Raw genomic sequence first — 25,229 nt, forward strand, 5'->3', positions numbered from 1 at the left:
TTTACTTCACTGCTAATTCAAAAGCGGCTTTAGCATGAATAGTTGTGGTATCAAAAACAGGAACTTCAACATCATTTTGCTCTATGAGTAATGGAATTTCAGTACAACCCAAAATAATTCCTTCTGCTCCACTTTTTATTAATTTCTGAATGATCTTAAGGTAAATAGCTTTTGACTCTGAAGTTAATTTTCCTTTAGACAATTCATCATAAATAATTCTATGAACTTCATTTCTATCATCTAACTCAGGAATTATAGTTTCTATACCAAAAGATTTTAAAACATCTGTATAAAACGTTTTTTCCATGGTGTATTTTGTTCCTAGAAGAGCTACTTTTTTTAAGCTTTTGGTTATAATTTCTTTTGAAGTAGCTTCGGCGATATGTATTACAGGAACACTGACACCTTTCTTAACTGCCTCAATGGTTAAATGCATGGTGTTGGCGCAAATTAAAACACAAGTCGCCCCTGCCTTTTCTAAACTTACGGCAGCATCGCACATTAGATTATCTAATAAATCCCAACGATTTTCTTTTTGAAGTTTTGCTATTTCCCCAAAATCAACAGAATTTATAATAACTTTTGCTGAATGCGACTCACCATAAGTAGATTGCGCTAAATCGTTTAATATTCGATAGTATAGAACTGTAGATTCTGGCGTGATGCCTCCAATTAAGCCGATGGTTTTCATAAGTTATTTTTATTTGAATTAAAAGTAGCGCAATTACTTCAACCTACAAAACAAAAAAAGCCAGAACTTACGTTCTGGCTTTTTGATAATTTATAAAGTTAATTTTGAATTACTTCAACTTTTTCTTAACCTCTACTTCATGGAATGCTTCAATTACATCACCTTCCTTAATATCGTTGTAATTTTTAATTTGTAAACCACAGTCGTAACCTTTAGTTACTTCTTTAGCATCATCTTTAAATCGTTTTAACGAAGTTAATTCACCTGTATAAACAACTACACCATCACGTATTAAACGAATACCTGCATTACGCGTTATTTTACCATTAGTTACCATACAACCTGCAATAGTACCAATTTTAGATACTTTAAACATTTCTCTAATTTCTGCTGTACCTAAAATCTCTTCTTTCAACTCTGGAGATAACATACCTTCCATAGCATCTTTAAGATCATTGATAGCATCGTAGATAATAGAATATGTACGGATATCGATTTCTTCTTTATCAGCAATTGTTCTAGCATTTCCAACCGGACGTACATTAAATCCAACAATAATGGCATCGGAAGCCGAAGCTAACAATACATCACTTTCGGTAATAGCTCCAACTCCTTTATGAAGAATATTAACTTGAATTTCTTCAGTAGAAAGTTTTTGGAACGAATCGGTTAACGCTTCCACAGAACCATCCACATCACCTTTAAGGATAATATTTAATTCTTGGAAATCACCAAGTGCTATACGACGACCAATTTCATCTAACGTAATATGACGTTGCGTTCTAACGGATTGCTCACGTTGTAATTGAGCACGTTTAGAGGCGATTTGTTTCGCTTCACGTTCGTCTTCAAATACATTGAATTTATCACCTGCTTGTGGTGCACCATCTAAACCTAAGATAGAAACTGGAGTTGAAGGTCCTGCTGCAAGAACATTATTTCCACGTTCATCATGCATAGCTTTTACTTTACCACTATTTCTACCTGCTAAAACATAATCTCCAACGCGAAGTGTTCCGGCTTGTACTAATATAGTTGATACATAACCACGACCTTTATCTAAAAAGGCTTCGACTACAGTACCAACAGCTGGTTTATCTGGATTTGCTTTAAGCTCTAATAATTCAGCTTCTAGCAATACTTTTTCTAATAATTCTTTAACACCTGTACCTACTTTAGCAGAGATATCGTGTGATTGAATTTTACCACCCCAATCTTCAACTAAAAGATTCATTTGTGCTAAACCATCTTTAATCTTTTCAGGATTAGCATCTGGCTTATCTATTTTATTAATGGCAAATACAATTGGCACTCCCGCAGCTTGTGCATGCGAAATAGCTTCTTTAGTTTGCGGCATAATATCATCATCGGCAGCTGCTACAATAATAGCAATATCGGTAACTTGAGCTCCACGTGCACGCATGGCTGTAAAGGCCTCGTGACCTGGTGTATCTAAGAAGGCTATTTTTTGTCCGTTCTCTAATTCAACGCCATAAGCACCTATATGCTGTGTAATTCCACCAGACTCGCCAGCAATTACATTTTCTTGACGAATATAATCTAGAAGAGATGTTTTACCGTGATCTACGTGACCCATTACCGTAACAATTGGTGCACGAGGTTTTAAATCTTCTGGTTTATCTATAACTTCTTCAATTGATTCTTCAATATCCGCAGTTACAAATTCTACTTGATAACCAAACTCATCTGCAACAATAGATAAAGTTTCAGCATCCAAACGTTGGTTCATTGTAACCATCATTCCTAACGACATACATGCCGAAATAATTTGTGTTACACCAACATCCATCATAGTTGCCATTTCGCTTGCCGTAACAAACTCGGTAACCTTAATGATTTTGCTTTCAGCTGCTTCTATTTGCTGATCAATTTCAGTCTGTTCTCTATGTTTATCTCTTTTATCTCTTCTGTTCTTAGCACCTCTACCTTTGCTAGATTTACCTTGAAGTTTTTCAAGTGTTTCACGCACTTGTTTTTTAACATCTTCCTCACTAGGTTCCTCTTTAACAATACTACGACGTCCAACACCTGGCTTACCTTTAAAGCGGTCATTCCCACCTGGTCTAGCTGGTCTAGCAGTACTTGGTCTATTATCTCCAGGAGCTCCAGCTTTACTAATACGACGACGCTTTTTCTTATTTGCCGCTGCACCTGCCGCTGGTTTCCTTTCTACAGGTTTCTTTTTAGGTTTATTAAATTGAGATAAATCAATTTTATCACCTGCTATTTTAGGACCTGTAAGTTTTTGATATTGTGTTTTTACCTTTTCTTCAGGAGTAACAATTTCACCATCAACAATAATGGTTTCTTGCTTCTCTATCTTTTCTGTTGCAATTTGTTTTTCTTCCGCTTTAGGTTTTTCAATAACCTTTGCCGCTGGTTTCTCTTCAACTTTTGGCTTAGCTTCTTCAACTTTAACAGGTTCCTTTTTAGTTACTTCTACAGGCTTTTCTGTTTTAGGAACAACTGCTTCTTCCTTAACAACTTCTTTTACCTGTTCTTTAGTAACTTCTTTAACAACCTCTTGTTTTTCAACTTTAGGCTCAACCACTTTTGGTTTCTCCTCGATTGTTGGTTTTGGAGTTTCTTTTTTACCGTCTAAATCAATTTTACCAACCTGTTTAGGTGGGTTAAGTGTTTTAGTCGCTTTAATAATCTCCTCTCTTTTGGCAGCTGCTTTTTGCTTTTCTTCAAGTTCACGCTCGCGTTGCTCACGTAACACTTCTTTCTCTTTTAGTTTTGCTTCACTAACCTCTAAAGATGCCACTTTTTTACTAGCGTCTGTTTGAAACTCATCGGAAAGAAATTTATATGTTTCCTTTGATATTTTCGTAGTCGGACGCTTCTCTATTTCGACACCTTTAGAATCTAAAAATTCTACGGCACGATCTAGAGAGATGTTAAGCTCGCGTAATACTTTATTTAATCTAATTGTTTCAGCCATAATTGCCTTTAAAATACTCAAATATATATATTATACCAATTCTATCATAAAATTAAGAAACATCTAACGATAATTTCTTGTAATTTTTATGAAATTGATATTATTCTTCGAATTCTTCTCTTAAAATCCTAATAACGTCGTTAATGGTCTCTTCCTCTAAGTCCGTTCTTTTAACTAAATCTTTCACCTCTTGTTCTAAAATACTTTTAGCAGTGTCTAATCCAGCTTTACTAAATTCATCAATAATCCATGATTCAATTTCATCTTTGAATTCACGTAATTCTACATCTTCCTCTGCGCCTTCTCTAAACACATCGATCTCATAACCTGTAAGTTGACCAGCTAAACGGATGTTATGACCGCCTCTACCAATAGCCTTACTTACTTCTTCTGGTTTTAAGATAACCTCTGCACGTTTTGTTTCTTCGTTTAATTTAACCGAAGTTACACGTGCTGGGCTTAATGCTCTAGTAACAAATAATGGTAAGTTACTAGTATAGTTTATTACATCAATATTTTCATTTCCTAATTCACGAACAATACCGTGAATACGAGATCCTTTCATACCTACACAAGCTCCTACTGGATCAATTCTATCATCATACGAATCTACAGCTACTTTTGCTTTTTCGCCTGGAATTCTTACTACTTTTTTAATAGTAATTAAACCATCAAAAACTTCTGGAATTTCTTGTTCGAATAATTTCTCTAAAAATATAGGGGAACTTCTAGACATGATAATAGTTGGTTTAGCTCCTTTAAGCTCTACACTATCAATCACTCCACGAACATTATCTCCTTTTCTAAAGAAATCCGAAGGAATTTGTTTGTCTTTTGGAAGTACAATTTCGTTTCCTTCATCATCCAACAAAATAACCGCTCTATGACGAATATGGTGTACCTCTGCTGTATATATCTCACCTACTAAATCTTTAAAATGTTTAAAGACAATAGTATTATCGTGTTCATGTATTTTAGAAATCAAGTTTTGGCGTAATGCTAAGATAGCACGACGACCTAAATCGATAAGTTTTACTTCTTCCGATACATCTTCACCTACTTCAAAATCTGGTTCAATTTTGCGAGCTTCCGTTAACGAAATCTCTTGATTTTCTTCTTCAACCTCACCATCAGCAACAACAACTCTATTTCTCCAAATTTCTAAATCACCTTTATCTGGATTCACAATAATATCAAAATTATCATCATCCCCAAACTTTCGTTTTAAGGCACTTCTAAAAACATCTTCTAAAATAGCCATTAACGTTACTCTGTCAATAAGCTTATCGTCTTTGAATTCTGAAAAAGAATCAATTAACGCAATATTTTCCATAACTGGTTTCGATTTAAAATTTTATCACAACTTTTGCTTCTACAATATCGTCGTAAGCTATATTCGCTTGCTTCTTTACCGTTACTTTCCCTTTACCAACGGGCTTAGGTTCTCTAGTTTTCCACTCTAGTAGTATATCGTTTTCGGTAGCGGCTGTTAAAACACCTTCTACTTCTTCCGTTTTTGTACGCACATTTAGCGTTCTATCAATATTTTTTATATACTGGCGTTGATGTGTAAACGAAGCTGTTGCTCCTGCCGACATCACTTCTATAGAATAATCATGTTCCTCCCTATCCAAATCATTCTCAACAAATCTGCTAATAAAAATACAGTCCTCAACTAAAACGCCGTTATCACCATCGATAACAATGTTTATATGACTTTCTGCACTAATAGTTAAGCTGATAAGAAATAAATCTTGTCGCTCTGTTAATGCCTCTTCGAGTAAATTTTCTACGGTAGTTTTAAACATTTTCTAGTATAAAAAGAGGGGACTTTCCGTCCCCTCATTTTCTTAATTCGCCTTTCAACGGTGCAAATATATAAAATATTATTGATTCTTAAAGGAATTTTTCATAAATTTAGATACGCCATAGCTTATGTTACAAACAAATAAGTGTATTTTTAAGCTTTATATCTGTAATGCAGATAATGCCTTACTCAACCACTAAACACCTAACGATTCTATGAAAAAAATTCTTGTACCCACAGACTTTTCCGACCAAGCCGAGAATGCCTTAAAAGTAGCAGCACAACTAGCTAAAACTTACGATTGCGAAATTTATTTACTGCACATTATTGAATTACCAATCGATCAAGTTGATGCTTTAACGTCTCATAGCGATTTTCCTGAAGCTTTATTTTTCATGAAGTTAGCACATAAAAAATTCGAAGAATTAAAAACCCAAGACTATTTAAAAGATATTACAGTACATGAAACTGTTGATTTTCAAGAAATTTTTAAAGGAATTTTTCATGTTAGTAAAAAACACGATATTGATTTAATAATCATGGGATCTAATGGCGTAAGCGGACTAAAAGAAATGCTTATTGGAAGTAATACTGAAAAGGTAGTAAGAACATCAGAAACCCCTGTTTTAGTAATTAAAAACGAGCACAAATATTTCAACGTCAAAGATTTTGTTTTTGCTTCCGATTTTAAGGAAGAAAGCAAACCAAGTTACGAGCAATCGCTTCGTTTTGCTAAAATTTTTAATGCAAACATGCATTTATTAATGGTTAATACTCCAAACAAATTTAGAACCACAGGAGAAGCCAAGGCTTGTATGCATGCTTTTGCTAGCAACTTTGAATTCCCGAAACAGAGTATTAATATTTACAATGATATAAGTATTGAAAATGGCATCATGAATTTCTCGCAATCTATCTCAGCTGATTTAATTGGAATGAGTACGCATGGTCGACAAGGAATTTCGCACTTTTTTAACGGCAGCATAAGTGAAGATTTAGTAAATCATGCTAAACGCCCTGTTATCACTTTTAAGATTGATTAACAAAAAACTAGGGTTATCTGGGTTAAAATAAGAATTAGGTACAGACAATATTTATTATGCGTCAGGATTTTTACTTCTTATATTTTTATAAACTTTGAATCCTAACATGATTAAAACCCCTAGAACAAGAATTCCTACTACACCCCAAACCCAGTTAATGGCGCTTTTTAAAATCACTAAAAACACAACAGCAAAAAGAATAAAAGTTGCACCTTCATTCCAAATACGCATAAAACTAGATGTTTTTTTAACCACATCATTCTGCAACTGCTTAAAATATTGATGCGTTTTTAAATGATAAATAATAAGAAGCACCACAAAAGTAAGTTTTACATGCATCCAAGGTTGCTCCAACCAAAACGGTTGTAAAACCAAGAGCCAAACAGCAAAAATAGTACACAAAATTGCCGACGGCCAAGTAATAATATACCACAAGCGCTTTGCCATAATTTTTAGTTGTTTACCCAAAATCTCTTTATCTGGCGATGGTTTATGATAGGCCTCAATTTGATAAACAAATAACCTAGGAATATAAAATAGGCCTGCAAACCAAGTAACAACAAATATAAGATGAAACGATTTTATATAATTATAATACTCCATACTGCTATTGATTTATACGGTTTTTACTATTAAATTTTTTCGGATTTCGCGATTTAAAAAATACGCTGTTACTATTGTGGAAAGCACATCGGAAACAGGAAATGACATCCATACACCTAGTTCGCCATAAAATTTTGGCAATATAAATATAAGCGGTATAAAGAAAAACCCTTGACGTGACAAAGTAAGCAACAAAGCAGGCGTTGCCTTACCAATAGCCTGAAAATAAGCCGCTCCAATAAGCTGCAGCGCGATTACTGGTGTTGCAGCAAAAACCCAACGCATAGCGGATGGAGTTTGCTCTATAACCGCTATATTTGTGGTAAACACTTTGGTGATAGCCTCCGGGAAAAGCATGAGAACAATAAATATTAGAGTTGCCAAAATAGCCGCATATTTTATAGCAATATTAAGACTCTCTCTTACTCTATCGTAATTTTTTGCACCATAATTAAATCCCGCAATCGGCAAAAACCCTTGGGTAACACCCAAGACAGGGAACAAAGCAAACATAAGCATTCTACCAACTATAGCATATGATGTAACCGAGGTTTCTCCACCTAAATCGAATAAAATATTATTCATAAACAAGTAAGTAACACTTACCACGGCCTGCCTAGCAAGGGTTACAAAACCCAAAGAACCTATCTCTTTTACAATAGGAAAATGCAAACCAAAGTCTTTTATATTTATTTTTAATTCTGAATTTTTAGAAATGAAAAACCAAAGAATAAATGTAAATGAAAAACCATAAGAAATAGTGGTTGCCCATGCAGCGCCAGCCATTCCATAATCTAAAACATTAATAAAAATATAATCTAACAGCAAATTCGCTACCGACGGAATCATCATGGAGTACATCGCAAACTTAGGCTTACCTTCCGCCCGTATTACATTGTTTCCAAGCATAGAAAACGCCAAAAGAGGAACACCATACAATACTATTTTATAATATATCTTAGCAGGTTCAAAAATAGCACCTTTACCTCCAAACAACAAAATGATATCGTCAACAAAAAACAACCCGAGTGCAACAATAGAAACCGTTAACAATAAAACAAGTGTTATTTGGTTTCCAAAAGTTTTTAGAGCTTTTTCGTAATTTGAAGCACCAAGTGCTCGAGAAATAATCGAGGCGCCTCCAATACCAATACTCATTCCCAAAGCCGCAATAAAAAAAGAAACCGGTAACACAATATTTATAGCAGCAATAGCAATTGCCCCAATCCATTGACCTACAAAAACTGTATCGACCAAAACATTAAGAGACATTACTAATACACCAATAGATGCCGGAACAGCCTGCTTAATAAGTAATTTACCAATAGGTTGCGATCCTAAATCTTCCGAAGATACCTTAGCCATTATCAGTCATTAGTTTTACCAGCTCCCCAAGTATTTATCCATTTTGAAAGCAATTCTACAAACTCATCATCGTCGTTTAAACAAGGTACCGTTGTGAAATCCTTACCACCCATTTCATGAAAAATTTCTTGACCTTCCATTGCTATTTCTTCAAGAGTCTCTAGACAATCACTAACAAATGCAGGTGTTATAATCGCCATATTCTGCACTCCTTTTTTACCCAAACGCTCAATAGTTCTATCTGTATAAGGTTGTAACCATGGATCGAAACCTAAACGAGATTGAAAAGATGTTGAAAACATATCTTCCTTAAAACCAAGTTTTTCACCAACCAATCGAGTTACCTCTAAACACTGGTGTTTATAGCAATACTCGTGAGCTTTACTTGGGGTAACACAACAACTTTTATCAATTTTGCAATGCGATTTTGTAACATCACTTTTTCTAATATGTCGTTCTGGAACACCATGATAAGAAAACAATACGTGATCATAATTCTTATCTTTTAAATGGTTTTTAATTGAATTTGCAAGCACTTCTATATAATCTGGTTTATTATAAAAAGCAGGAACAGATTCAATTTTTAAATCAGGAAAATACTCCTGACGTAATTCTTCAGCTAAAACCGTTATTGTTTCAGTGGTTGCCATAGCAAATTGAGGATAAAGAGGAAAAAGTAAAACCTCCTCTACACCTTTATCTACTAATTCTTGAAGCCCCTTTTTAATAGTCATACTACCATAACGCATAGCAAGCGCAACAGGATACTCAACTTCTTTTTGAATTTTATTTTGAAGCCTTTCTGAAATTACAATAAGCGGAGAGCCCTCTTTCCACCATATCTTTTTATACGCCGCTGCAGATGCTTTTGGGCGCGTTTTTAATATAATCCCCTTAACTAAGGCGGCTCTAGCAATATACGGAAGATCGATTACGCGTTCGTCCATTAAAAACTCACCTAAATATTTTTTTACATCTTTTGGCTCAGGACTTTCCGGTGAACCAAGATTGACAAGTAATATACCTTTTTTCATTTATTTTATTTATCTAAACAATATAAGATTCCACCTAAAAGATGCGCTCTAAATTCTGGATTTGAATATGATTCTACAGTATGCCCTAGCCCTGTGTAAAACATTCTACCACCATCAAATTCTTGACACCATGCAATAGGGTGAAATTCTCCATTTTCACCACCTGTATAACTCGATTCATCAAGTGTTAAAAGCACATGGATATCGCTACTTATACTTTTAAAATTATACCACTCATCATAATGACTCCATGGACTTGGCAAATGCTTGGTGGCTTCGTGATTTTTATCTTTTACCTCAATAGAGGCTTGCGCTTGCTTTGGGTGACTTACAAAATAAGCCCCAACAAGTTTCCCGTACCATTCCCACTCAAACTCGGTATCTGTAGCGGCATGTATTCCTAAAAAACTGCCACCATTATTAATATACTTTTTAAAAGCCGCTTCTTCTTCAGAATTTAAAATATCTCCTGTAGTGCTTAAAAAAATAATTAAATCGTATTTCTTTAATTTTTTACTTAGGAAAACCTTAGAATCCTCACTATGCGTAACTTTAAAATTATTATCAGCACCTAAAACCTCAATAGCTTTCACTCCTGTTTCAATAGATTTATGCCTAAACCCTTCTGTTTTTGGAAAAACTAAAACGTGATCTGTAGCGTTACAAGCTAGAGTAAAAAACACCAATACTACAATTAAAATTGCTTTCATGTTTGCTCTTATTTATTTTTGGTTAGTTGTTGGTGATATAATTTAGGACGATCTTCTGTATACTCGCAATCTTGAAAAATACCACAAGAGGTACTTGTTCTAGCTAAAGACTTAGTGCTTTCATATTTGGCTAACGCCGCTATTTCTGGAGATAAATATTTCATTTTTTTTGTTTTTTTATCAGAAGGAAAACATAAGTTGTACTACTTCCGTGTTTTTAATTGGTTAAGGACATCACATACTTTTTAGGAGTCGTGCCATATTTCTTTTTAAATGCCGCAATAAAATGACTAGAAGTACTGTAACCTACTTTAAGTCCAACTTCGTTCACATTATCATTTCCTGCCTCTAGTAATTTTCGAGCTACTTCCATTTTATAGTCGAATAAAAAACTGAAAACTGAATCGCCATAAATTTGTTTAAAGCCTTCTTTTAATTTTTTAATATTTAATCCAATTTCATCAGCAAGTTCCTGTAAACTTGGCGGCTCTGCTATTCTTGAAATTACAATATCTTTAGCCTTTCTTATTTTTATAACATTTGTTTCATCAACTAAAAACGGACATTGTTCAACATCGGCATCTTCACTTCTATTAAAATACAAACTTAAAAGTTCATAAGCCTTTCCTTTAAAATATAAGTTTTTTATAGATTGATTTAAGTTATAATTTATTAACTGATTTAAAACTATAGCCATAGATGGCGAAATTACACCGTCTTTATAATATTTTTTATCTTTATTATCATCGCTTAAAAAAGTAATATAACCAGCTTCTTGAGAAAACAAACCATGAAATTTTTTAATTGAAATTAATATAGAAACCATCCAAGAATTGGGTTCAATTTTTAGATTAATTGGCAAATCGCGCTGTGGGTTATACAAAAGCAACGAGTTTTCTTCAAGTATATTCAACGTATAGCGGCCTTCATTAAATATAAATTGACTAGAACCTTTAACACAAAAATGAAATTGAATGAAATCGCTATATATTTCTTTTACAATGTTTTGCACTTCACTTTTATCATTCTTATACATTAAAACAAAAAAACCCTCATCCACTTCCGTTTCTAAAAACGAACTTTGAGCGTTACTTTTTTGATTGTTTTCAATGTTATTCTTATTCATCTTATTTAGATTGGTTCTAAATTAACTCCTTCAAATCAATTGATTTCACTACAAAAATATGATATTTATCACATATTCAGCAAAAACAACGCTAAAAAACCACAAACGACACTAAAAGTTCTTTGAGCGTTACTTTTTAACCCGCCATCCGTATATTTTTGCCACACAATTTTAATCAACGCATGCAGCAATATAACGTTTCGAAAAGCAGTTACTTTTACGCCATTGGTTTAAGTTACAAAAAAGCCGATGCCGATATTCGAGGACATTTTAGTCTAAGCGAAGATGGTAAACTTTCACTTTTAAATCAAGCTAAAGATAGTAAAATAGAAAGCTTGGTAGTAACTTCTACCTGCAACAGAACCGAAATTTACGGCTTTGCCCAACACCCTTTTCAACTTATAAAATTACTTTGTGATAACACACGCGGTACTGTTGAAGAGTTTCAAGAGGTTGCTTACATTTATAAGAATAAAGACGCCATATCTCACATGTTTCGTGTAGGCTCTGGTTTGGATAGTCAAATTCTTGGCGATTTTGAAATTATAAGTCAGTTAAAAATTAGTGCTAAACTTTCAAGAAAACACGGGTTACTTAACCCGTTCTCAGAACGATTAATAAATGCAGTAATTCAAGCGAGTAAGCGTATTAAAACCGAAACCGAAATTTCATCGGGTGCCACATCTGTATCATTTGCTTCGGTTCGCTATATTTTTAATGCTGTTGAAGATATTAGCAATAAAAATATTTTACTCTTCGGAACAGGTAAAATTGGTAGAAACACTTGCGAAAACTTGGTGAAACACACCAAAAATGAGCATATTACCTTAATAAACAGAACTAAAACAAAAGCGGAGCAAATTGCCGGGAAATTTAATTTAGTAGTTAAAGATTACTCTAATTTACAAGAAGAAATTACCGATTCGGATATTTTAATTGTTGCCACTGGAGCACAACGCCCAACAATTGATAAACATATAATACAAAATAACCGACCACTTTTAATTTTAGATTTATCGATTCCGAAGAATGTAGATGAAAATGTTTTGGAATTAGAAGGTGTTAAATTGGTGCATTTAGATCATTTATCTCAAATTACCGACCAAACGCTCGAAGCTCGAAAAGAACATATTCCTTCTGCGGAAGCGATAATAGAAGAAGTAAAAACAGAGTTTAATAATTGGTTAGAAACTCGAAAATTCGCGCCAACTATTAAAGCTTTAAAACATAAACTGAACGATTTTGCAACGGCGGAATTAGATACACAACGTAAAAAAATGTCCGATTTTAACGAATCGCAAGCCGAAATTATCAGCAGTAACATTATTCAGAAAATAACTAATCATTTTGCGCATCATTTAAAAGATGATGACGTTTCTACAGACGACAGTCTTGAACTTATTAAAAAAGTGTTCCAATTAGAACCTTCTACAAAAAATGTCTAAAATCATAAAAATTGGTACTCGTGATAGCGAATTAGCGCTATGGCAAGCCAAAATAGTACAAAGTCAACTCGAGCAATTAGGTCATAAAACCCAGATAGTACCAATAAAATCCACAGGCGATTTAGTTTTAGACAAACCGCTTTACGAATTAGGTATTACAGGTATTTTTACCCGGACGTTGGATATTGCAATGCTTAACAACGATATCGATATTGCTGTACATTCCTTAAAAGATGTACCAACGGTTTTACCAAAAGGTATTGTGCAAGCAGCAGTTATAAAACGTGGTAATCCAAAAGACACTCTTGTTTTTAACGACAACGAAGAGTTTTTAGGATCGAAAGATGCCGTAATTGCAACCGGAAGTTTACGCCGACGTGCACAATGGTTAAACCGTTTCCCGACACACACCATTACAGATTTAAGAGGCAACGTTAATTCGCGCCTACAAAAACTTGAAGACAGCGAATGGAACGGTGCTATTTTTGCTGCCGCCGGTATTGGAAGAATTGGTGTTAGACCGGAAGAAGCCATTAATTTAGACTGGATGATTCCTGCACCAGCGCAAGGAACTATTATGGTTACAGCTTTAGAAGAAGATGAATTAGTAAGAAGCATTTGCGCCGAGTTAAATCATGAAGAAACCGAAATTTGTACTACAATAGAACGTGAATTTCTAAATAAATTAGAAGGCGGTTGTACAGCTCCTATTGGTGCTTTAGCCGTAATAAAAGACGAAGAAATCACCTTTACCGGTGTTTTATTAAGTCCAGATGGAACAAAACGTATTGATGTATCTCGTGTTAAAAAACTAGGAGAGCACCATGATGTTGCTCAATATTGCGCCGATTTTATTATTGAACGTGGCGGAAAACGGTTAATGGATGACATTAAAAATTCTGATAGAAAAACTAATGTGTATTCTACAAAATCGCTAACAGAAGATCAACGTTTGTTGTTTCATGAAAAGGTGAAATATGAAAGTACCGATGTGGTTAAAATTAGTTTAAACCGTATTCATCCTAGATTCTTAAAAAACGAAATTGAAAACGTGATAATTACAAGCAAAAATGCTGTAGAATCGCTAACCACAAACTATTCTGCTCTAGAGCTACAGTTTAAAAACATTTATTGTGTTGGCCGTAGAACCAAGCGTTTAGTTGAAAATAGAATAGGAAAAGTTACTCACTCGGAAAATAATGCTAAAAAATTAGCCGATTATTTGGTAGAATATATGACCGGTGCAGAAGTAACTTACTTTTGTAGCGATATTAGATTAGATGCTTTGCCAACTATTTTAAGTGAAAACAATATCAAAGTTACCGAAATTGAAGCTTACCAAACTAAATATGATGGCGTAAGAGTTAACGACTCTGTAGAAGCTGTTATGTTTTATAGCCCTTCTACAGTTGAAAGTTTTACTCAGAAAAACAAAAAACAAGTTATTGCTTTTTGTATTGGTGAAACTACGGCAGCAGAAGCTAGAAAACATTTTGAAGATGTTCGTGTAGCAAAAGTACCAACGGTAGAAAGCGTTATAGAGTTAATAAATGAGTATTATATTTAGTACCATCTAGCTTTTATTTTAAAACAGGTTTTCGTTATAAATCATTAGATTTAAAATGCCTAAATTAAAAAAACAATCATTATTAAATTACGTGTATCGGTTTTTCGATATAATCGTATTATTTTTTATTGTCTTCGATTTAGGCTACGATCATGCCGATAATTATACATCACCACATGTTTTTGGTTTAATAGCATTATCGGTTTTATTACTAGTATTTAATACTGTAAAACTTTTTATTTACAAGTATAAAAACAACAAACGCGTAGCTCAAGTTAACATTTTAATTATCTCAATTTTATTGATAACCTCTATGGTGGTCTCGCTAACGCATATGCATAACGACTACCATTTTGTTCTACAAAAAATAAAACCCATACTCGAACTCGGCCTTATTTTATACTTCCTAATAAGGTTACTTGTATTGGTACGTTATATTTATGAAGTCTATTTTAATCCAGCCATCGTTTTTGTAGGCAGCTTTTTTATTATGGCCATTCTAGGTGCTTTTTTACTTATGCTACCAAGTGCTACTATAGAAGGTATTAGCTTTACAAATGCTCTTTTTACAGCTACAAGCGCCGTTTGTGTTACGGGCTTAGCCGTTTTAGATACTAGTCACGATTTTACGTTAGTTGGTCAATCTATTATTTTAGTTTTAATTCAACTAGGAGGATTAGGAATATTAACTTTCACCTCCTTTTTCGCGTTTTTCTTCAGAGGAAGCTCCTCATTTAAGGAAGGTTTAAATACTAAAGATTTTATTGCACAAGAAGGATTGAGAGATGTGTTTAGAGCAGCTTTAAATGTGGTTGCATTTACGCTTACTTTAGAACTTATAGGAGCAGCATTTATTTATTTATCTGTACATGATAACACGGTAATTAAAGACAAATTATTTTTCTCAGCTTTTCATGCTATTTCGGCATTTTGTAATGCAGGGTTTTCAATTTTACCATCTGGATTATTTGAAAAAAGTATTCGTTTCAATTACGGTTTTCAGTGGATCATTATGATGCTTATTATTTTTGGAGGTTTGGGACACAACATCATTTTTAATTTCTATAAAAAAATAAGAATTTATTTTTTAGAAATTTTCGAAAGAGATGCTGTCCATAAACGTGTACCAATAATTACTTTAAATACTAAAATAGTAATTTATACCACATCTATTTTACTATTTGTAGGATGGGTGTTTTTCTTTATATCAGAATACAACAACACCATGTTGGAACACACTACCATTGTTGGTAAGTTAACAAATTCAGCATTTAATTCGGTTAGCCCTAGAACTGCAGGATTTAACGTGATTAATTATAGTGAAATGACTATGCCTTCCTTATTATTTATAATATTATTAATGTGGATTGGTGCTTCACCAGCATCAACTGGTGGTGGTATAAAAACGAGTACCTTTGCATTAGCAACATTAAATATTTATGCTACGGCAAGAGGAAAAAGTCGTATTGAAATTTTCGGAAAACGAATCTCGGCAGAGTCAACATCAAGAGCCTTTGCTATTTTATCTCTTTCTCTAATAGTTATAGGTTTTTCTATTATGGCGCTTTTAATTTTCGAACCTAAACATACGTCATTATTAAGTATAACTTTTGAGTGTTTTTCGGCATATAGTACAGTTGGCTTGAGTTTAAATTTCACACCTAGTTTAACAGAGCCTAGCAAATATGTTATAATTTTAGTCATGTTTATTGGTAGAATAGGAATGCTCAATTTAATGATTGGTTTAATGCGCCAAATCAATCATCAATTTTATGAGTATCCAAAAGAAAATATTTTGATCAACTAAATGTTTTTCAAAAAATAAATAATTTATATAGATGAAAATAATAGTTATTGGACTCGGAAATTTCGGAAACGCTCTAGCATTGAGTCTTACCGAAACAGGCAACGAAGTAATTGCCATAGACAAGCAAATAGAGAAAATCAACCTGGTAAAAGACCTAGTTTCTCACGCCATTTGTATGGACTCTACCAACGAGTTAGCCTACAGCGCCGTGCCTTTAAAAGATGCCGACAAAATAGTCGTTGCCATTGGTGAAAATGAAGGAGCCGCCATAATCACTACAGCTATTGTTAAAAAATTATGCGATGTAAAAATTATTAGCCGTGCACTTTCACCCATCCACGATACCGTTTTAGAAGCTATGGGCGTGCATAATATTATTCATCCAGAACAAGATTCAGCTAACAGGTTAACCAAACAAATCAATTTTAAATCTACTTTAGAAAATTATCAATTAGATAATAACTTCACAATTTCCGAAGTAAAAGCTAAAAAAGATTTCTTCGGAAAAACACTAAAAGAGCTAGATACAACAAACAAATTTCAGCTTACATTAATTACCATAATTCGCGAAATAGAAAAACGTAATATTTTAGGTAAAAAACATATTATAAAAGAAAGTATTGGCCGAGTTAATTCGGAAACCTTAGTCCTCGAAAATGATATTTTAGTCGTTTACGGAAACAACAAAGACATTGAAGATTATTGCATGGGCCAAGAAGAATACGATTTAAGAAATAAAAATATATAACATGATTAAGAACGATTTATTTTTACGAGCATTAAAAGGAGAAACCGTAGACCGTCCACCAGTTTGGATGATGCGTCAAGCAGGGCGATATTTACCAGAATTCATGGAAATTAAAGCCAAATACGACTTTTTTACGCGCTGCCAAACTCCAGAATTAGCGAGTGAAATAACCGTACAACCCATAAAACGTTTTGGTATGGATGCCGCTATTTTATTTAGCGACATATTGGTGATTCCACAAGCCATGAATATCGAAGTGCAAATGAAACCAAATTTTGGTCCATATTTACCTAATCCAATACGCACACAAAAAGATGTCGATAATGTAATCGTTCCCGATGTTACTGTAGCGCTAGATTATGTTTACCAAGCCATAAAAGCAACTAAAGAAAAACTAAACGACGAAATTCCTCTAATTGGTTTCGCAGGTTCTCCATGGACTATTTTATGCTATTGCGTACAAGGCCAAGGCAGTAAAAATTTCGATAAAGCCAAGGAGTTTTGCTTTACAAACCCAATTGCAGCTCACGGATTATTACAAAAAATAACAGATACTACAATTGCTTATTTAAAAGAAAAAGTAAAAGCAGGTGTTAACGCCGTACAAGTTTTCGATTCTTGGGGAGGCATGCTTTCCCCTGTAGATTATCAAGAATTTTCTTGGAAATATATCCAACAAATCATCGATGCCTTAAAAGATGAAACTCCGGTTATTACTTTCGGGAAAGGTTGTTGGTTTGCACTTAACGAAATGGCAAACTCTGGTGCTTCTGCACTTGGTATCGACTGGACGTGTTCTGCAAGAAACGCGCGTTATTTAACCGGTGGAAACATCACCCTTCAAGGTAATTTCGATCCTACACGTTTATTTTCCCCACCAGCAGAAATCAAGAAAATGGTGCACCAAATGATTAACGAATTCGGTAAAGACAAATACATTGTAAATCTAGGACATGGTATTTTACCAAACATCCCAATAGAAAATGCTCGCGCCTTTATCGATGCCGTAAAAGAATATAAAGTTTAAAATTATTTGGACGTTACCTACTTTTTTAAGTAACATTTTAGCTAAACATGCTACATATAGCTGGAAAAAGTAGGTCGCGCTTTCACTACTCGCTCCCTCCCGAAAAGGTCGGGGAGCTTAAACAGACCGTTCAATCGCTAACGCAAGAGTAACGTCATGATTAAAAACATAATTTCTGGTATTAAAGCATACTTCGGTGCTTTCAGCTTAATATCAAAACTCAAACTCTGGAAATATTTTGCCATCCCCATGCTCATTAGCGTGGTAACAGCGGCCGCTATTTTCGGTTCAGCCTATGGTCTATCGGATAATATTGGGAGTTTCATTTCTAAAATTTGGATTTGGGATTGGGGAAAAGAAACCTTCACCTCTATTAGTAATTTTATTGGCGGCCTTTTTATTGTAGTTATTGGTCTTATATTATTTAAACACATCATTATGGCACTATCTGCGCCATTTATGAGTCCGGTTTCCGAAAAAATTGAAGCACACCTAACAGGCAACGCTCCGCATTCTCATCGAGACACGTCGTTTTTAGAACAATTAATGCGTGGTATAAAAATAAATGGACGTAATTTAATAATGGAATTACTACTAACAATTCCTTTACTTATTTTAAAATTCATTCCAGTTGTTAATATTTTTTCCGCAGTTTTACTATTTCTTTTACAAGCCTATTATGCAGGTTTTGGTAATATGGATTACACTTTGGAGCGCCATTTTCAATACAAAAAAAGCGTACAATTTGTCAAAAAAAATAGAGGTATCGCTATAGGAAATGGTATTGTTTTTATTCTATTTTTATTAATTCCAATTATTGGTGTAATTTTAGTGCTACCTTTATCAGTAACTGCAGCAACTATAAAAACAGTTAATGCTCTAGAATTAAAAAACAATGCAACACATGCAAACTCTTAGTTTTAAGAACTTCAATATAATACCCATTAATACTAACGATGCTTGGCCCCTATGCAATTTTATGTCAGCAAATGAAGATCGATTAAAACGTTATTTCCCAAAAACTTTACAAGAAAACTTAACACCAAGTTTAGCTAAATCCTTTACAGATAAAAAAGTTAAACAATTTCAATTAAAAGAAGAGTTTCTATTCACGATAAAAGAAAAACAATCCAATGATGTTGCGGGCTTAATCTATATAAAAGACCTTAATTGGACAACCAAACAAGCAGAATTTGCATATTGTATTTCTTATCAATTTGAAAGCAAAGGCATCACAACAAAATCAGTAGCCCTTTTATCCGATTATGCTTTTGAAACTTTAGGCTTAAAAACGCTTCAAATTATAGTACATAAAGACAATCTTGCAAGTGTTGCTGTAGCGACAAATAACAGCTTTACCTGGATAAAAACATTAAAAAACGAACATACACCTCCAAACGAAAGCCCATTAGATATGGAACTTTACGAGTTGTATTATGAAATGGAATAATTAAAAATGAAAAACAAATTCTACCAATATATTCAAAGCCTTCAAGATAGTATTACATCTAAACTAGAAGTTATCGATGGCAAAGCAACCTTTCAAGAAGATATTTGGGAACGTCCAGAAGGCGGTGGCGGCCGCACACGAGTAATAGAAAACGGTCATGTTTTCGAAAAAGGAGGTGTAAATATTTCTGGTGTAAACGGCAAGCTACCAAAGTCTATGCAAGACTATTTTAAAGTTGGCGATGTCGATTTTTTTGCATGTGGTTTAAGTTTAGTACTTCACCCTACAAACCCAATGGTACCAACCGTGCATGCTAATTGGCGCTATTTTGAAATGTATGATAAAACTGGAGAGATCGTAGGTAGTTGGTTTGGTGGCGGACAAGATTTAACGCCTTATTATTTATTTGAAGAAGATGCTAAACATTTCCATCAAACATGTAAAACAGCCTGCGATAAACACAACCCAGAGTTTTACCCAAAATACAAAGCACGCTGCGATGAGTATTTCTACAATGCACACCGAAATGAAGGTCGTGGATTAGGCGGTTTATTTTTCGATTACTGTAAAGAAACCGAAACTATGAGCATGGAAAACTGGTACAATTTTGTAACCGAAGTTGGAGATAGTTTCTTAGAAGCTTATGTGCCAATTGTTGAAAAACGCAAAGACTTACCATACACAGAAGCCCAACGCAATTGGCAAGAAATTCGTCGTGGACGTTATGTAGAATTCAATTTAGTACATGATAAAGGCACCCTTTTTGGATTAAAAACCAACGGGCGCATAGAAAGTATTTTAATGAGCTTACCTCCGCATGTGCAATGGGTTTACGATCATCATCCAGAAGTAGGCAGTGAAGAAGAAAAATTAATAAACATACTACAAAACCCTATAGATTGGGTTTAAAATATTAATGTTTTTATCATGAATTGCCACTGTGGAAATTTAAAACCTTATACAGATTGTTGCCAAAAAGCGCACCATAATATTGCCGAAGCTAAAACAGCCGAACAACTTATGCGCTCGCGCTACAGTGCTTTTGTGTTAGCCAATGGCGATTATTTAATGGCCACGCATCATACATCTACACGCCCAATAAAAGAAAAAAAAGCGATAATAAACTGGGCGAAATCTGTAAAATGGATAAAATTAGAAGTTCTAGAAACTTCCGAAGGACAAGAAAACGATACTAAAGGTACGGTTACATTTAACGCATATTTTTTCGAAAACGGAAAAGTAGATGTGATACACGAAAAATCGGCTTTTGTACGAGAAAACAATCATTGGTCGTATTTAGGACTAAGTAAATAGAAAACATACTACAACATTATGAGTAAAATATTTCAACGCGTGTTTTTAATTATTAATTTTAAAACACTCTTGATCACGGGTTTATCTATTGCTTCCACAGCGTTTTGTTTACATTTTGAAATTAAAGCAGATTTTCCATTAACCCTAATTGGTACTGCCATTGTGTTCCCTATTGTTTTTTCTATTGGTGGCGCTTACAAACGTCGTGAAGTTGCTTTAGATGAATATGGTTCGATAAAAGCTCATGGTCGTGCGTTGTTTTTTGCAGTTTCAGACTGGGTAGAAAATCCACCCCAAGAACTCAAAGACGAATTAAAAGAAAATCTGAGAAACCTTTTAAACTCATGTAAGCATGTTTTTAGTAATCATAAAGAACAACTAGAAGAAAACGAAAAAGGTGTATATACCAGCTTTGAAGATCTTTCTAAGTTTATAAAAAGTATGCGTGCACACGGCTTACCTTCTGGCGAAGCATCACGTTCTAACCAGTTTTTAAGCAAAATGATGATTTCATTCGAGCGCATCAAACATATTTACCAATACAGAACACCAAGAACACTACGTACTTATAGTGATATTTTTATTGTGCTTTTACCAATTATCTACGGACCACATTTTGCACACAACGTAACAAGTTATAACTACGGGTTGGAGTTTGCTGTGCCTGTTATGTTTAGTGTAATTTTAGTCGCTTTAGATAATATACAATCACACTTAGAAAATCCTTTTGATCAACAAGGTGAAGATGATGTTTATATTAATGTCGATAAATTTATAAGAAACTTAGATTAATTACTTCCAAACCATAACCTGTTTTGATACTTTCTTAAAAGCATTATGCACATGCGCCAATCTAGCTTTTAATAGTAATCTTCGACCTTCTTTATGCCTTGTGTAAAACAATTTACTTTTGCCAATATGCGTGTTCCAATTTTTTTGAAAAACTAAGGCCTTCGCTTTTTTATCTCCAAAAATCTCAGGAACCGGGTAGAAATTTTCAATATCTAATCGCTTTCTGAAGAAACTACTTTTAATAATAAGATATCTCGGTGAATCTATCGGGTTTATAATTTCACTTAATGCTTTAGAGAACACAGTACTTTCATAAGCATTCCCTCCAAGTAAGCTACACGACACATCTCCTTTATTTACAAGGTTAGATGTTACAATTAACTCCTCTTTATTCGTTGTTATATAATTCAATTCAACCATAGTATCCAATATGGAAAGGCCCATATTTTGTATCTTTTTGTACAGATATCCATGTTTTATATAAAGCATTATAGCACGATATAATTTAAGTCCAAACGAAAATAAAAAAGCAGCTAGAAAGGCATAAATAAAATATAGCACACCACGTTGTACCACGAGGTTTATACCTCTTAAAATAAACTCGACATAAAACACAGAAACAGCAAGCATTAACTCAACTACAAAAAAGCGAATAGCGTCAAAGTAATATAATTGTCGCTGTCTAGTAAAAGGTTTATCGCCTATATAAAACAGCCTCACATCTTTAGTTAATCTTGTTCCTTTACCAATAGAGTCTTGCCATTTTTTGGTTGTTTCACTTCTGTTTTTTGCACGTTTTAAAGTCACTTCATTTAAAACATCAATATCTTCTTCTAAAAAATGCTCAGGAAAATTTAAACGATCAATGCCGTTAGAAATAAACGGAACATCATTATTGGTAACACCTACAAAAGCATCAAAACGTCGCTTTAAAACTTCAACATCTCGCCCACCGCTTGCATCTGTAATATCAACGCAAGCCAAATGCCAAATATTCCCAGTTTTATCTGGCTTATCGGCATCTTTTCTAATAGCACGACCGCGCATTTGATTAGATGAAACAAACGAACCAATAAAGGAAGCTAAAATTAAACTATTGATAGAAGGTGCATCCCAACCTTCACCAAGCAACGATTTTGTACCCACCAGAACTTTAATATCTCCATCTTCAAAAAGCTTTGTAATAATACTAACAATGCTATTTTTTGTTTTAATTTTAGATGATACCACTAAAAAATCGGCATCAATTTCTAAAGGGGAAAAGGAAAAATCATCACAACTTTCAATCTTATCAAAAGCCACCAACAGGTTTTTATGCACAACAACTAAGCTTCCTGAAAGCACCGCCAGGTCTTCTTTATGCGAGCAACTACTTCTTATAAACTGAAATATTGGCATAACACCAATACTATTTATGAGTTCTTTTTGGCTGTTTAAAAATTCTTTCCGAATATAATCGGTTAAAATAACGCAACGTAAATCTTCTTTTAAATTTTCGCGTTCTGCCTTTACAATATCAACAATACTTTTTAATTTACTCGGGCTGTTTGACAGTGATTTATACAGCAAATTTTCACCAATAAAATCTACTCTTCTTTTTCGAAACACATCTAATTGTCGGAGTTTCTTTTCCAACCTCATCAAATACACCTCGTGATCTATCAAAAGCTCTCGATCGGACACTAATAAATTCTGAAATAAAACACCCAACCATTCTAATTGTAACTCTGGAAACTGAATAGTTTCATCACCCTCAAAACCAAGAAGTTCAAGTTTTTCCTTTTCAATACTAATTCCGCAGGCATTTAAAAAAATAAGTATGACCGAAAAATATTCAGTATTGCTATAAATAGCTTCTAAATGATACTTCGGACTTTTATAAAAACGATGGGCTTTTAAAAAAGAAATAAAAATTTCATCTTCTATTAATTCATCTTTAAACGTTGCTATTTTCTCTCTGTATTCAACTATAAAATTAATCTCTAAATCTTCAGGTTTAGAAAAGTAAACAAAATCTTGATGCGGACATAAATCGGTTTCTCTAACTAAATCTGGTACCGCGATTTCATCGTCTATGTCTCCACATAGCTTAAAATATTTAGCAACTTCCGTTCTATCGCTATCATAAGGTGGCGTGGCGGTTAAGGCCACTAAATGAAACGGAATATTTTCTTTTAAATCAATTAAGCAGGTCCACCATGCATTTTTTAAATGATGCGCTTCATCTAAAACCAATGTTTGAATATTATGCTTTTTGAAAAAGGCGTAATAATCATTTTTATCTTCGAACGTTTTGTAAAAAGCATGTAACGATTGGTAAGTAGAAAAGGTAATATCTTTAGGCGCTTTTAAATCGAAAGAAAACGGCTCGAAATCTTCATCTCTAGTAAAAAAGGTTTGTAAGCGGTTTTCCCATTGATTTCTAATAGTTAAGGTTGGAGCCAAAACCAAAGTTTTCTTATTTAATTTTCTAATAATTTCAATGCCTAGAATGGTTTTCCCAGATCCTGGAGGTGCAATAACATGAAAATGATTGTCCTCAATATGAGTATTGAAGTGTTTTAGCAAATTAGCCTGATAACTTCGCCAAGGAAAGTTAAATTCTAAAAATCGAAATGATTCGAGCAAGATAAAAAGGGTTTAAATTATTAACTTTGTATTCGATAAAAGTAATAAAAACTATGTATCCATTACGAAGAAATAGAAGATTGAGGACTAATGAAGCTATTCGTAGCTTAGTTCGAGAAACTGTAATAACTCCAAACGACTTTTTAGTACCACTTTTTGTGGTTGAAGGGAAAGGTATTAAAGATGAAATAGCATCGATGCCAAACTATTTTAGGTATAGTTTAGATTTATTAGAAGGTGAAATAAAAGAACTTTGGAGCCTTGGACTAAAATCGGTTTTACTTTTTGTAAAAGTGCCAGATAACTTAAAAGATAATAAAGGCACTGAAGCTTTAAACCCAAACGGATTAATGCAACGCGCCATTAAAACGATAAAAAACGTTTGTCCGGATATGTTAGTGATGACGGATGTTGCACTAGATCCTTATTCTTCTTTTGGACATGATGGTATCGTGCAGAATGGTATGATAATAAACGACGAGTCGGCTGCTGTATTATCGCAAATGGCTTTAACACATGCACAAGCAGGAGCCGATTTTGTTGCGCCTAGTGATATGAATGATGGCAGAACCTTACAAATTCGTCAACTATTAGAAAACGAAGGTTTTAAAAACACAGGAATTATGAGTTATTCAGCAAAATACGCATCGGCTTTTTACGGGCCTTTTCGTGATGCTCTAGACTCTGCCCCTGTTGATTTGGTTGATGTGCCAAAAGACAAAAAAACTTACCAAATGGATTGCGGAAATAGAATAGAAGCTATACGCGAAACTTTAATGGATATTGACGAAGGTTCGGATATTGTTATGGTAAAACCAGGACTTTCGTATTTAGATATTTTACGAGATATAAAAAATGAAGTAGACGTTCCTGTGGCGGTATATCAAGTTTCTGGAGAGTATGCTATGATAAAAGCAGCTGCTGAAAAAGGCTGGTTAAATCACGACCAAGTGATGATGGAAACCACCATGGCTTTTAAACGTGCTGGCGCCGATATTATCGCGAGTTACTTTGCTAAAGATGTCGTGAAAATTTTAAACGGTTAAGACGTTTTACCTTTTTCATATTTATTTTTTTCGCATACTCAAGTAATCTTCTAAAAAAAGA

23 protein-coding genes are annotated in these 25,229 nt (G+C 34.0%); 12 read left to right on the plus strand and 11 right to left on the minus strand.

Annotated elements, in window-relative coordinates:
- Position 1: 1 nt before the first annotated feature.
- The 4 genes from GQR97_RS03870 to rimP form a co-directional block, all read right to left on the minus strand.
- Positions 2-691 (minus strand): aspartate/glutamate racemase family protein, encoded by a 690-nt coding sequence (locus GQR97_RS03870; RefSeq protein ID WP_158845554.1) that lies wholly within the window; start codon positions 689-691, stop codon positions 2-4.
- Between the two features lie 109 nt (positions 692-800).
- Entirely contained in the window at positions 801-3,656 is a 2,856-nt protein-coding gene (gene infB, locus GQR97_RS03875) for a translation initiation factor IF-2 (RefSeq protein ID WP_158845557.1), read from the minus strand.
- 100 nt (positions 3,657-3,756) lie between these two features.
- Positions 3,757-4,989, minus strand: a complete 1,233-nt coding sequence (gene nusA, locus GQR97_RS03880; protein ID WP_158845559.1) for a transcription termination factor NusA — start codon at positions 4,987-4,989, stop codon at positions 3,757-3,759.
- Positions 4,990-5,002: 13 nt separating this feature from the next.
- On the minus strand, positions 5,003-5,464 hold the full coding sequence (rimP, locus tag GQR97_RS03885) for a ribosome assembly cofactor RimP (RefSeq protein WP_158845561.1): 462 nt from the start codon (positions 5,462-5,464) through the stop codon (positions 5,003-5,005).
- A gap of 214 nt (positions 5,465-5,678) precedes the next feature.
- Here rimP and GQR97_RS03890 point away from each other — a divergent pair, with 214 nt between their 5' ends.
- Entirely contained in the window at positions 5,679-6,506 is an 828-nt protein-coding gene (locus GQR97_RS03890) for a universal stress protein (protein ID WP_158845564.1), read from the plus strand.
- Positions 6,507-6,560: 54 nt separating this feature from the next.
- On the opposite strand, the gene GQR97_RS03895 is transcribed toward GQR97_RS03890, so the two are convergent.
- Genes GQR97_RS03895 through GQR97_RS03915 form a run of 6 tightly spaced genes read right to left on the minus strand, consistent with a single transcriptional unit; the run spans position 6,561 to position 11,344 of the window.
- Complete coding sequence (locus GQR97_RS03895) at positions 6,561-7,109, minus strand: CopD family protein (RefSeq protein ID WP_158845566.1); 549 nt, start codon at positions 7,107-7,109, stop codon at positions 6,561-6,563.
- A gap of 12 nt (positions 7,110-7,121) precedes the next feature.
- Positions 7,122-8,474 (minus strand): MATE family efflux transporter, encoded by a 1,353-nt coding sequence (locus GQR97_RS03900; protein ID WP_158845569.1) that lies wholly within the window; start codon positions 8,472-8,474, stop codon positions 7,122-7,124.
- Positions 8,475-8,476: 2 nt separating this feature from the next.
- Complete coding sequence (gene hemH, locus GQR97_RS03905; protein WP_158845572.1) at positions 8,477-9,508, minus strand: ferrochelatase; 1,032 nt, start codon at positions 9,506-9,508, stop codon at positions 8,477-8,479.
- A gap of 5 nt (positions 9,509-9,513) precedes the next feature.
- Complete coding sequence (locus tag GQR97_RS03910; RefSeq protein ID WP_158845575.1) at positions 9,514-10,218, minus strand: ThuA domain-containing protein; 705 nt, start codon at positions 10,216-10,218, stop codon at positions 9,514-9,516.
- A gap of 8 nt (positions 10,219-10,226) precedes the next feature.
- Positions 10,227-10,382 (minus strand): hypothetical protein, encoded by a 156-nt coding sequence (locus tag GQR97_RS19655; RefSeq protein WP_199269907.1) that lies wholly within the window; start codon positions 10,380-10,382, stop codon positions 10,227-10,229.
- 53 nt (positions 10,383-10,435) lie between these two features.
- Positions 10,436-11,344: a helix-turn-helix transcriptional regulator gene (locus GQR97_RS03915; RefSeq protein WP_158845578.1), complete on the minus strand. Its 909-nt coding sequence runs from the start codon at positions 11,342-11,344 to the stop codon at positions 10,436-10,438.
- 182 nt (positions 11,345-11,526) lie between these two features.
- Between GQR97_RS03915 and hemA the strand changes: the two genes are divergently transcribed.
- From hemA to GQR97_RS03965, 10 genes are all read left to right on the plus strand, one after another.
- The gene (gene hemA, locus GQR97_RS03920; protein WP_158845580.1) at positions 11,527-12,789 is read left to right on the plus strand and encodes a glutamyl-tRNA reductase; all 1,263 of its coding nucleotides are present in this window, start codon (positions 11,527-11,529) and stop codon (positions 12,787-12,789) included.
- A complete protein-coding gene (gene hemC, locus GQR97_RS03925; protein WP_158845583.1) occupies positions 12,782-14,356 on the plus strand; it encodes a hydroxymethylbilane synthase in 1,575 nt (524 codons plus the stop codon). Before hemA ends, hemC begins: the two co-directional genes overlap by 8 nt.
- A 55-nt stretch (positions 14,357-14,411) precedes the next feature.
- A complete protein-coding gene (locus GQR97_RS03930; RefSeq protein ID WP_158845585.1) occupies positions 14,412-16,163 on the plus strand; it encodes a TrkH family potassium uptake protein in 1,752 nt (583 codons plus the stop codon).
- A gap of 31 nt (positions 16,164-16,194) precedes the next feature.
- Positions 16,195-16,911 (plus strand): potassium channel family protein, encoded by a 717-nt coding sequence (locus tag GQR97_RS03935; protein WP_158845588.1) that lies wholly within the window; start codon positions 16,195-16,197, stop codon positions 16,909-16,911.
- A 1-nt stretch (position 16,912) separates the two neighbouring features.
- Positions 16,913-17,938 (plus strand): uroporphyrinogen decarboxylase, encoded by a 1,026-nt coding sequence (gene hemE / locus GQR97_RS03940; RefSeq protein WP_158845591.1) that lies wholly within the window; start codon positions 16,913-16,915, stop codon positions 17,936-17,938.
- 156 nt (positions 17,939-18,094) lie between these two features.
- Positions 18,095-18,856 carry an EI24 domain-containing protein gene (locus GQR97_RS03945; protein ID WP_158845594.1) on the plus strand — a complete coding sequence of 254 codons (762 nt, stop codon included), beginning with the start codon at positions 18,095-18,097 and terminating at the stop codon, positions 18,854-18,856.
- A 61-nt stretch (positions 18,857-18,917) separates the two neighbouring features.
- Complete coding sequence (locus tag GQR97_RS03950) at positions 18,918-19,388, plus strand: GNAT family N-acetyltransferase (RefSeq protein ID WP_233267597.1); 471 nt, start codon at positions 18,918-18,920, stop codon at positions 19,386-19,388.
- 6 nt (positions 19,389-19,394) lie between these two features.
- On the plus strand, positions 19,395-20,297 hold the full coding sequence (hemF, locus tag GQR97_RS03955) for an oxygen-dependent coproporphyrinogen oxidase (protein WP_158845600.1): 903 nt from the start codon (positions 19,395-19,397) through the stop codon (positions 20,295-20,297).
- 18 nt (positions 20,298-20,315) lie between these two features.
- Entirely contained in the window at positions 20,316-20,702 is a 387-nt protein-coding gene (locus GQR97_RS03960) for a YchJ family protein (RefSeq protein ID WP_158845603.1), read from the plus strand.
- Between the two features lie 18 nt (positions 20,703-20,720).
- Complete coding sequence (locus GQR97_RS03965) at positions 20,721-21,494, plus strand: hypothetical protein (RefSeq protein WP_158845606.1); 774 nt, start codon at positions 20,721-20,723, stop codon at positions 21,492-21,494.
- Here GQR97_RS03965 and GQR97_RS03970 read toward each other — a convergent pair whose 3' ends face one another.
- Complete coding sequence (locus GQR97_RS03970) at positions 21,495-24,122, minus strand: DEAD/DEAH box helicase family protein (RefSeq protein WP_158845609.1); 2,628 nt, start codon at positions 24,120-24,122, stop codon at positions 21,495-21,497.
- A 53-nt stretch (positions 24,123-24,175) separates the two neighbouring features.
- On the opposite strand from GQR97_RS03970, the gene hemB reads away from it, so the two are divergent.
- On the plus strand, positions 24,176-25,168 hold the full coding sequence (gene hemB / locus GQR97_RS03975) for a porphobilinogen synthase (RefSeq protein WP_158845612.1): 993 nt from the start codon (positions 24,176-24,178) through the stop codon (positions 25,166-25,168).
- Positions 25,169-25,229 lie beyond the last annotated feature (61 nt).

This window comes from Algibacter sp. L1A34, from assembly GCF_009796805.1.
Classification (GTDB): domain Bacteria; phylum Bacteroidota; class Bacteroidia; order Flavobacteriales; family Flavobacteriaceae; genus Algibacter.

Coding starts and splice junctions, on each gene's coding strand:
- GQR97_RS03870 (WP_158845554.1), bottom strand. CDS start 691: ATGAAAACCATCGGCTTAATTGGAGGCATCACGCCAGAATCTACAGTT.
- infB (WP_158845557.1), bottom strand. CDS start 3,656: ATGGCTGAAACAATTAGATTAAATAAAGTATTACGCGAGCTTAACATC.
- nusA (WP_158845559.1), bottom strand. CDS start 4,989: ATGGAAAATATTGCGTTAATTGATTCTTTTTCAGAATTCAAAGACGAT.
- rimP (WP_158845561.1), bottom strand. CDS start 5,464: ATGTTTAAAACTACCGTAGAAAATTTACTCGAAGAGGCATTAACAGAG.
- GQR97_RS03890 (WP_158845564.1), top strand. CDS start 5,679: ATGAAAAAAATTCTTGTACCCACAGACTTTTCCGACCAAGCCGAGAAT.
- GQR97_RS03895 (WP_158845566.1), bottom strand. CDS start 7,109: ATGGAGTATTATAATTATATAAAATCGTTTCATCTTATATTTGTTGTT.
- GQR97_RS03900 (WP_158845569.1), bottom strand. CDS start 8,474: ATGGCTAAGGTATCTTCGGAAGATTTAGGATCGCAACCTATTGGTAAA.
- hemH (WP_158845572.1), bottom strand. CDS start 9,508: ATGAAAAAAGGTATATTACTTGTCAATCTTGGTTCACCGGAAAGTCCT.
- GQR97_RS03910 (WP_158845575.1), bottom strand. CDS start 10,218: ATGAAAGCAATTTTAATTGTAGTATTGGTGTTTTTTACTCTAGCTTGT.
- GQR97_RS19655 (WP_199269907.1), bottom strand. CDS start 10,382: ATGAAATATTTATCTCCAGAAATAGCGGCGTTAGCCAAATATGAAAGC.
- GQR97_RS03915 (WP_158845578.1), bottom strand. CDS start 11,344: ATGAATAAGAATAACATTGAAAACAATCAAAAAAGTAACGCTCAAAGT.
- hemA (WP_158845580.1), top strand. CDS start 11,527: ATGCAGCAATATAACGTTTCGAAAAGCAGTTACTTTTACGCCATTGGT.
- hemC (WP_158845583.1), top strand. CDS start 12,782: ATGTCTAAAATCATAAAAATTGGTACTCGTGATAGCGAATTAGCGCTA.
- GQR97_RS03930 (WP_158845585.1), top strand. CDS start 14,412: ATGCCTAAATTAAAAAAACAATCATTATTAAATTACGTGTATCGGTTT.
- GQR97_RS03935 (WP_158845588.1), top strand. CDS start 16,195: ATGAAAATAATAGTTATTGGACTCGGAAATTTCGGAAACGCTCTAGCA.
- hemE (WP_158845591.1), top strand. CDS start 16,913: ATGATTAAGAACGATTTATTTTTACGAGCATTAAAAGGAGAAACCGTA.
- GQR97_RS03945 (WP_158845594.1), top strand. CDS start 18,095: ATGATTAAAAACATAATTTCTGGTATTAAAGCATACTTCGGTGCTTTC.
- GQR97_RS03950 (WP_233267597.1), top strand. CDS start 18,918: ATGTCAGCAAATGAAGATCGATTAAAACGTTATTTCCCAAAAACTTTA.
- hemF (WP_158845600.1), top strand. CDS start 19,395: ATGAAAAACAAATTCTACCAATATATTCAAAGCCTTCAAGATAGTATT.
- GQR97_RS03960 (WP_158845603.1), top strand. CDS start 20,316: ATGAATTGCCACTGTGGAAATTTAAAACCTTATACAGATTGTTGCCAA.
- GQR97_RS03965 (WP_158845606.1), top strand. CDS start 20,721: ATGAGTAAAATATTTCAACGCGTGTTTTTAATTATTAATTTTAAAACA.
- hemB (WP_158845612.1), top strand. CDS start 24,176: ATGTATCCATTACGAAGAAATAGAAGATTGAGGACTAATGAAGCTATT.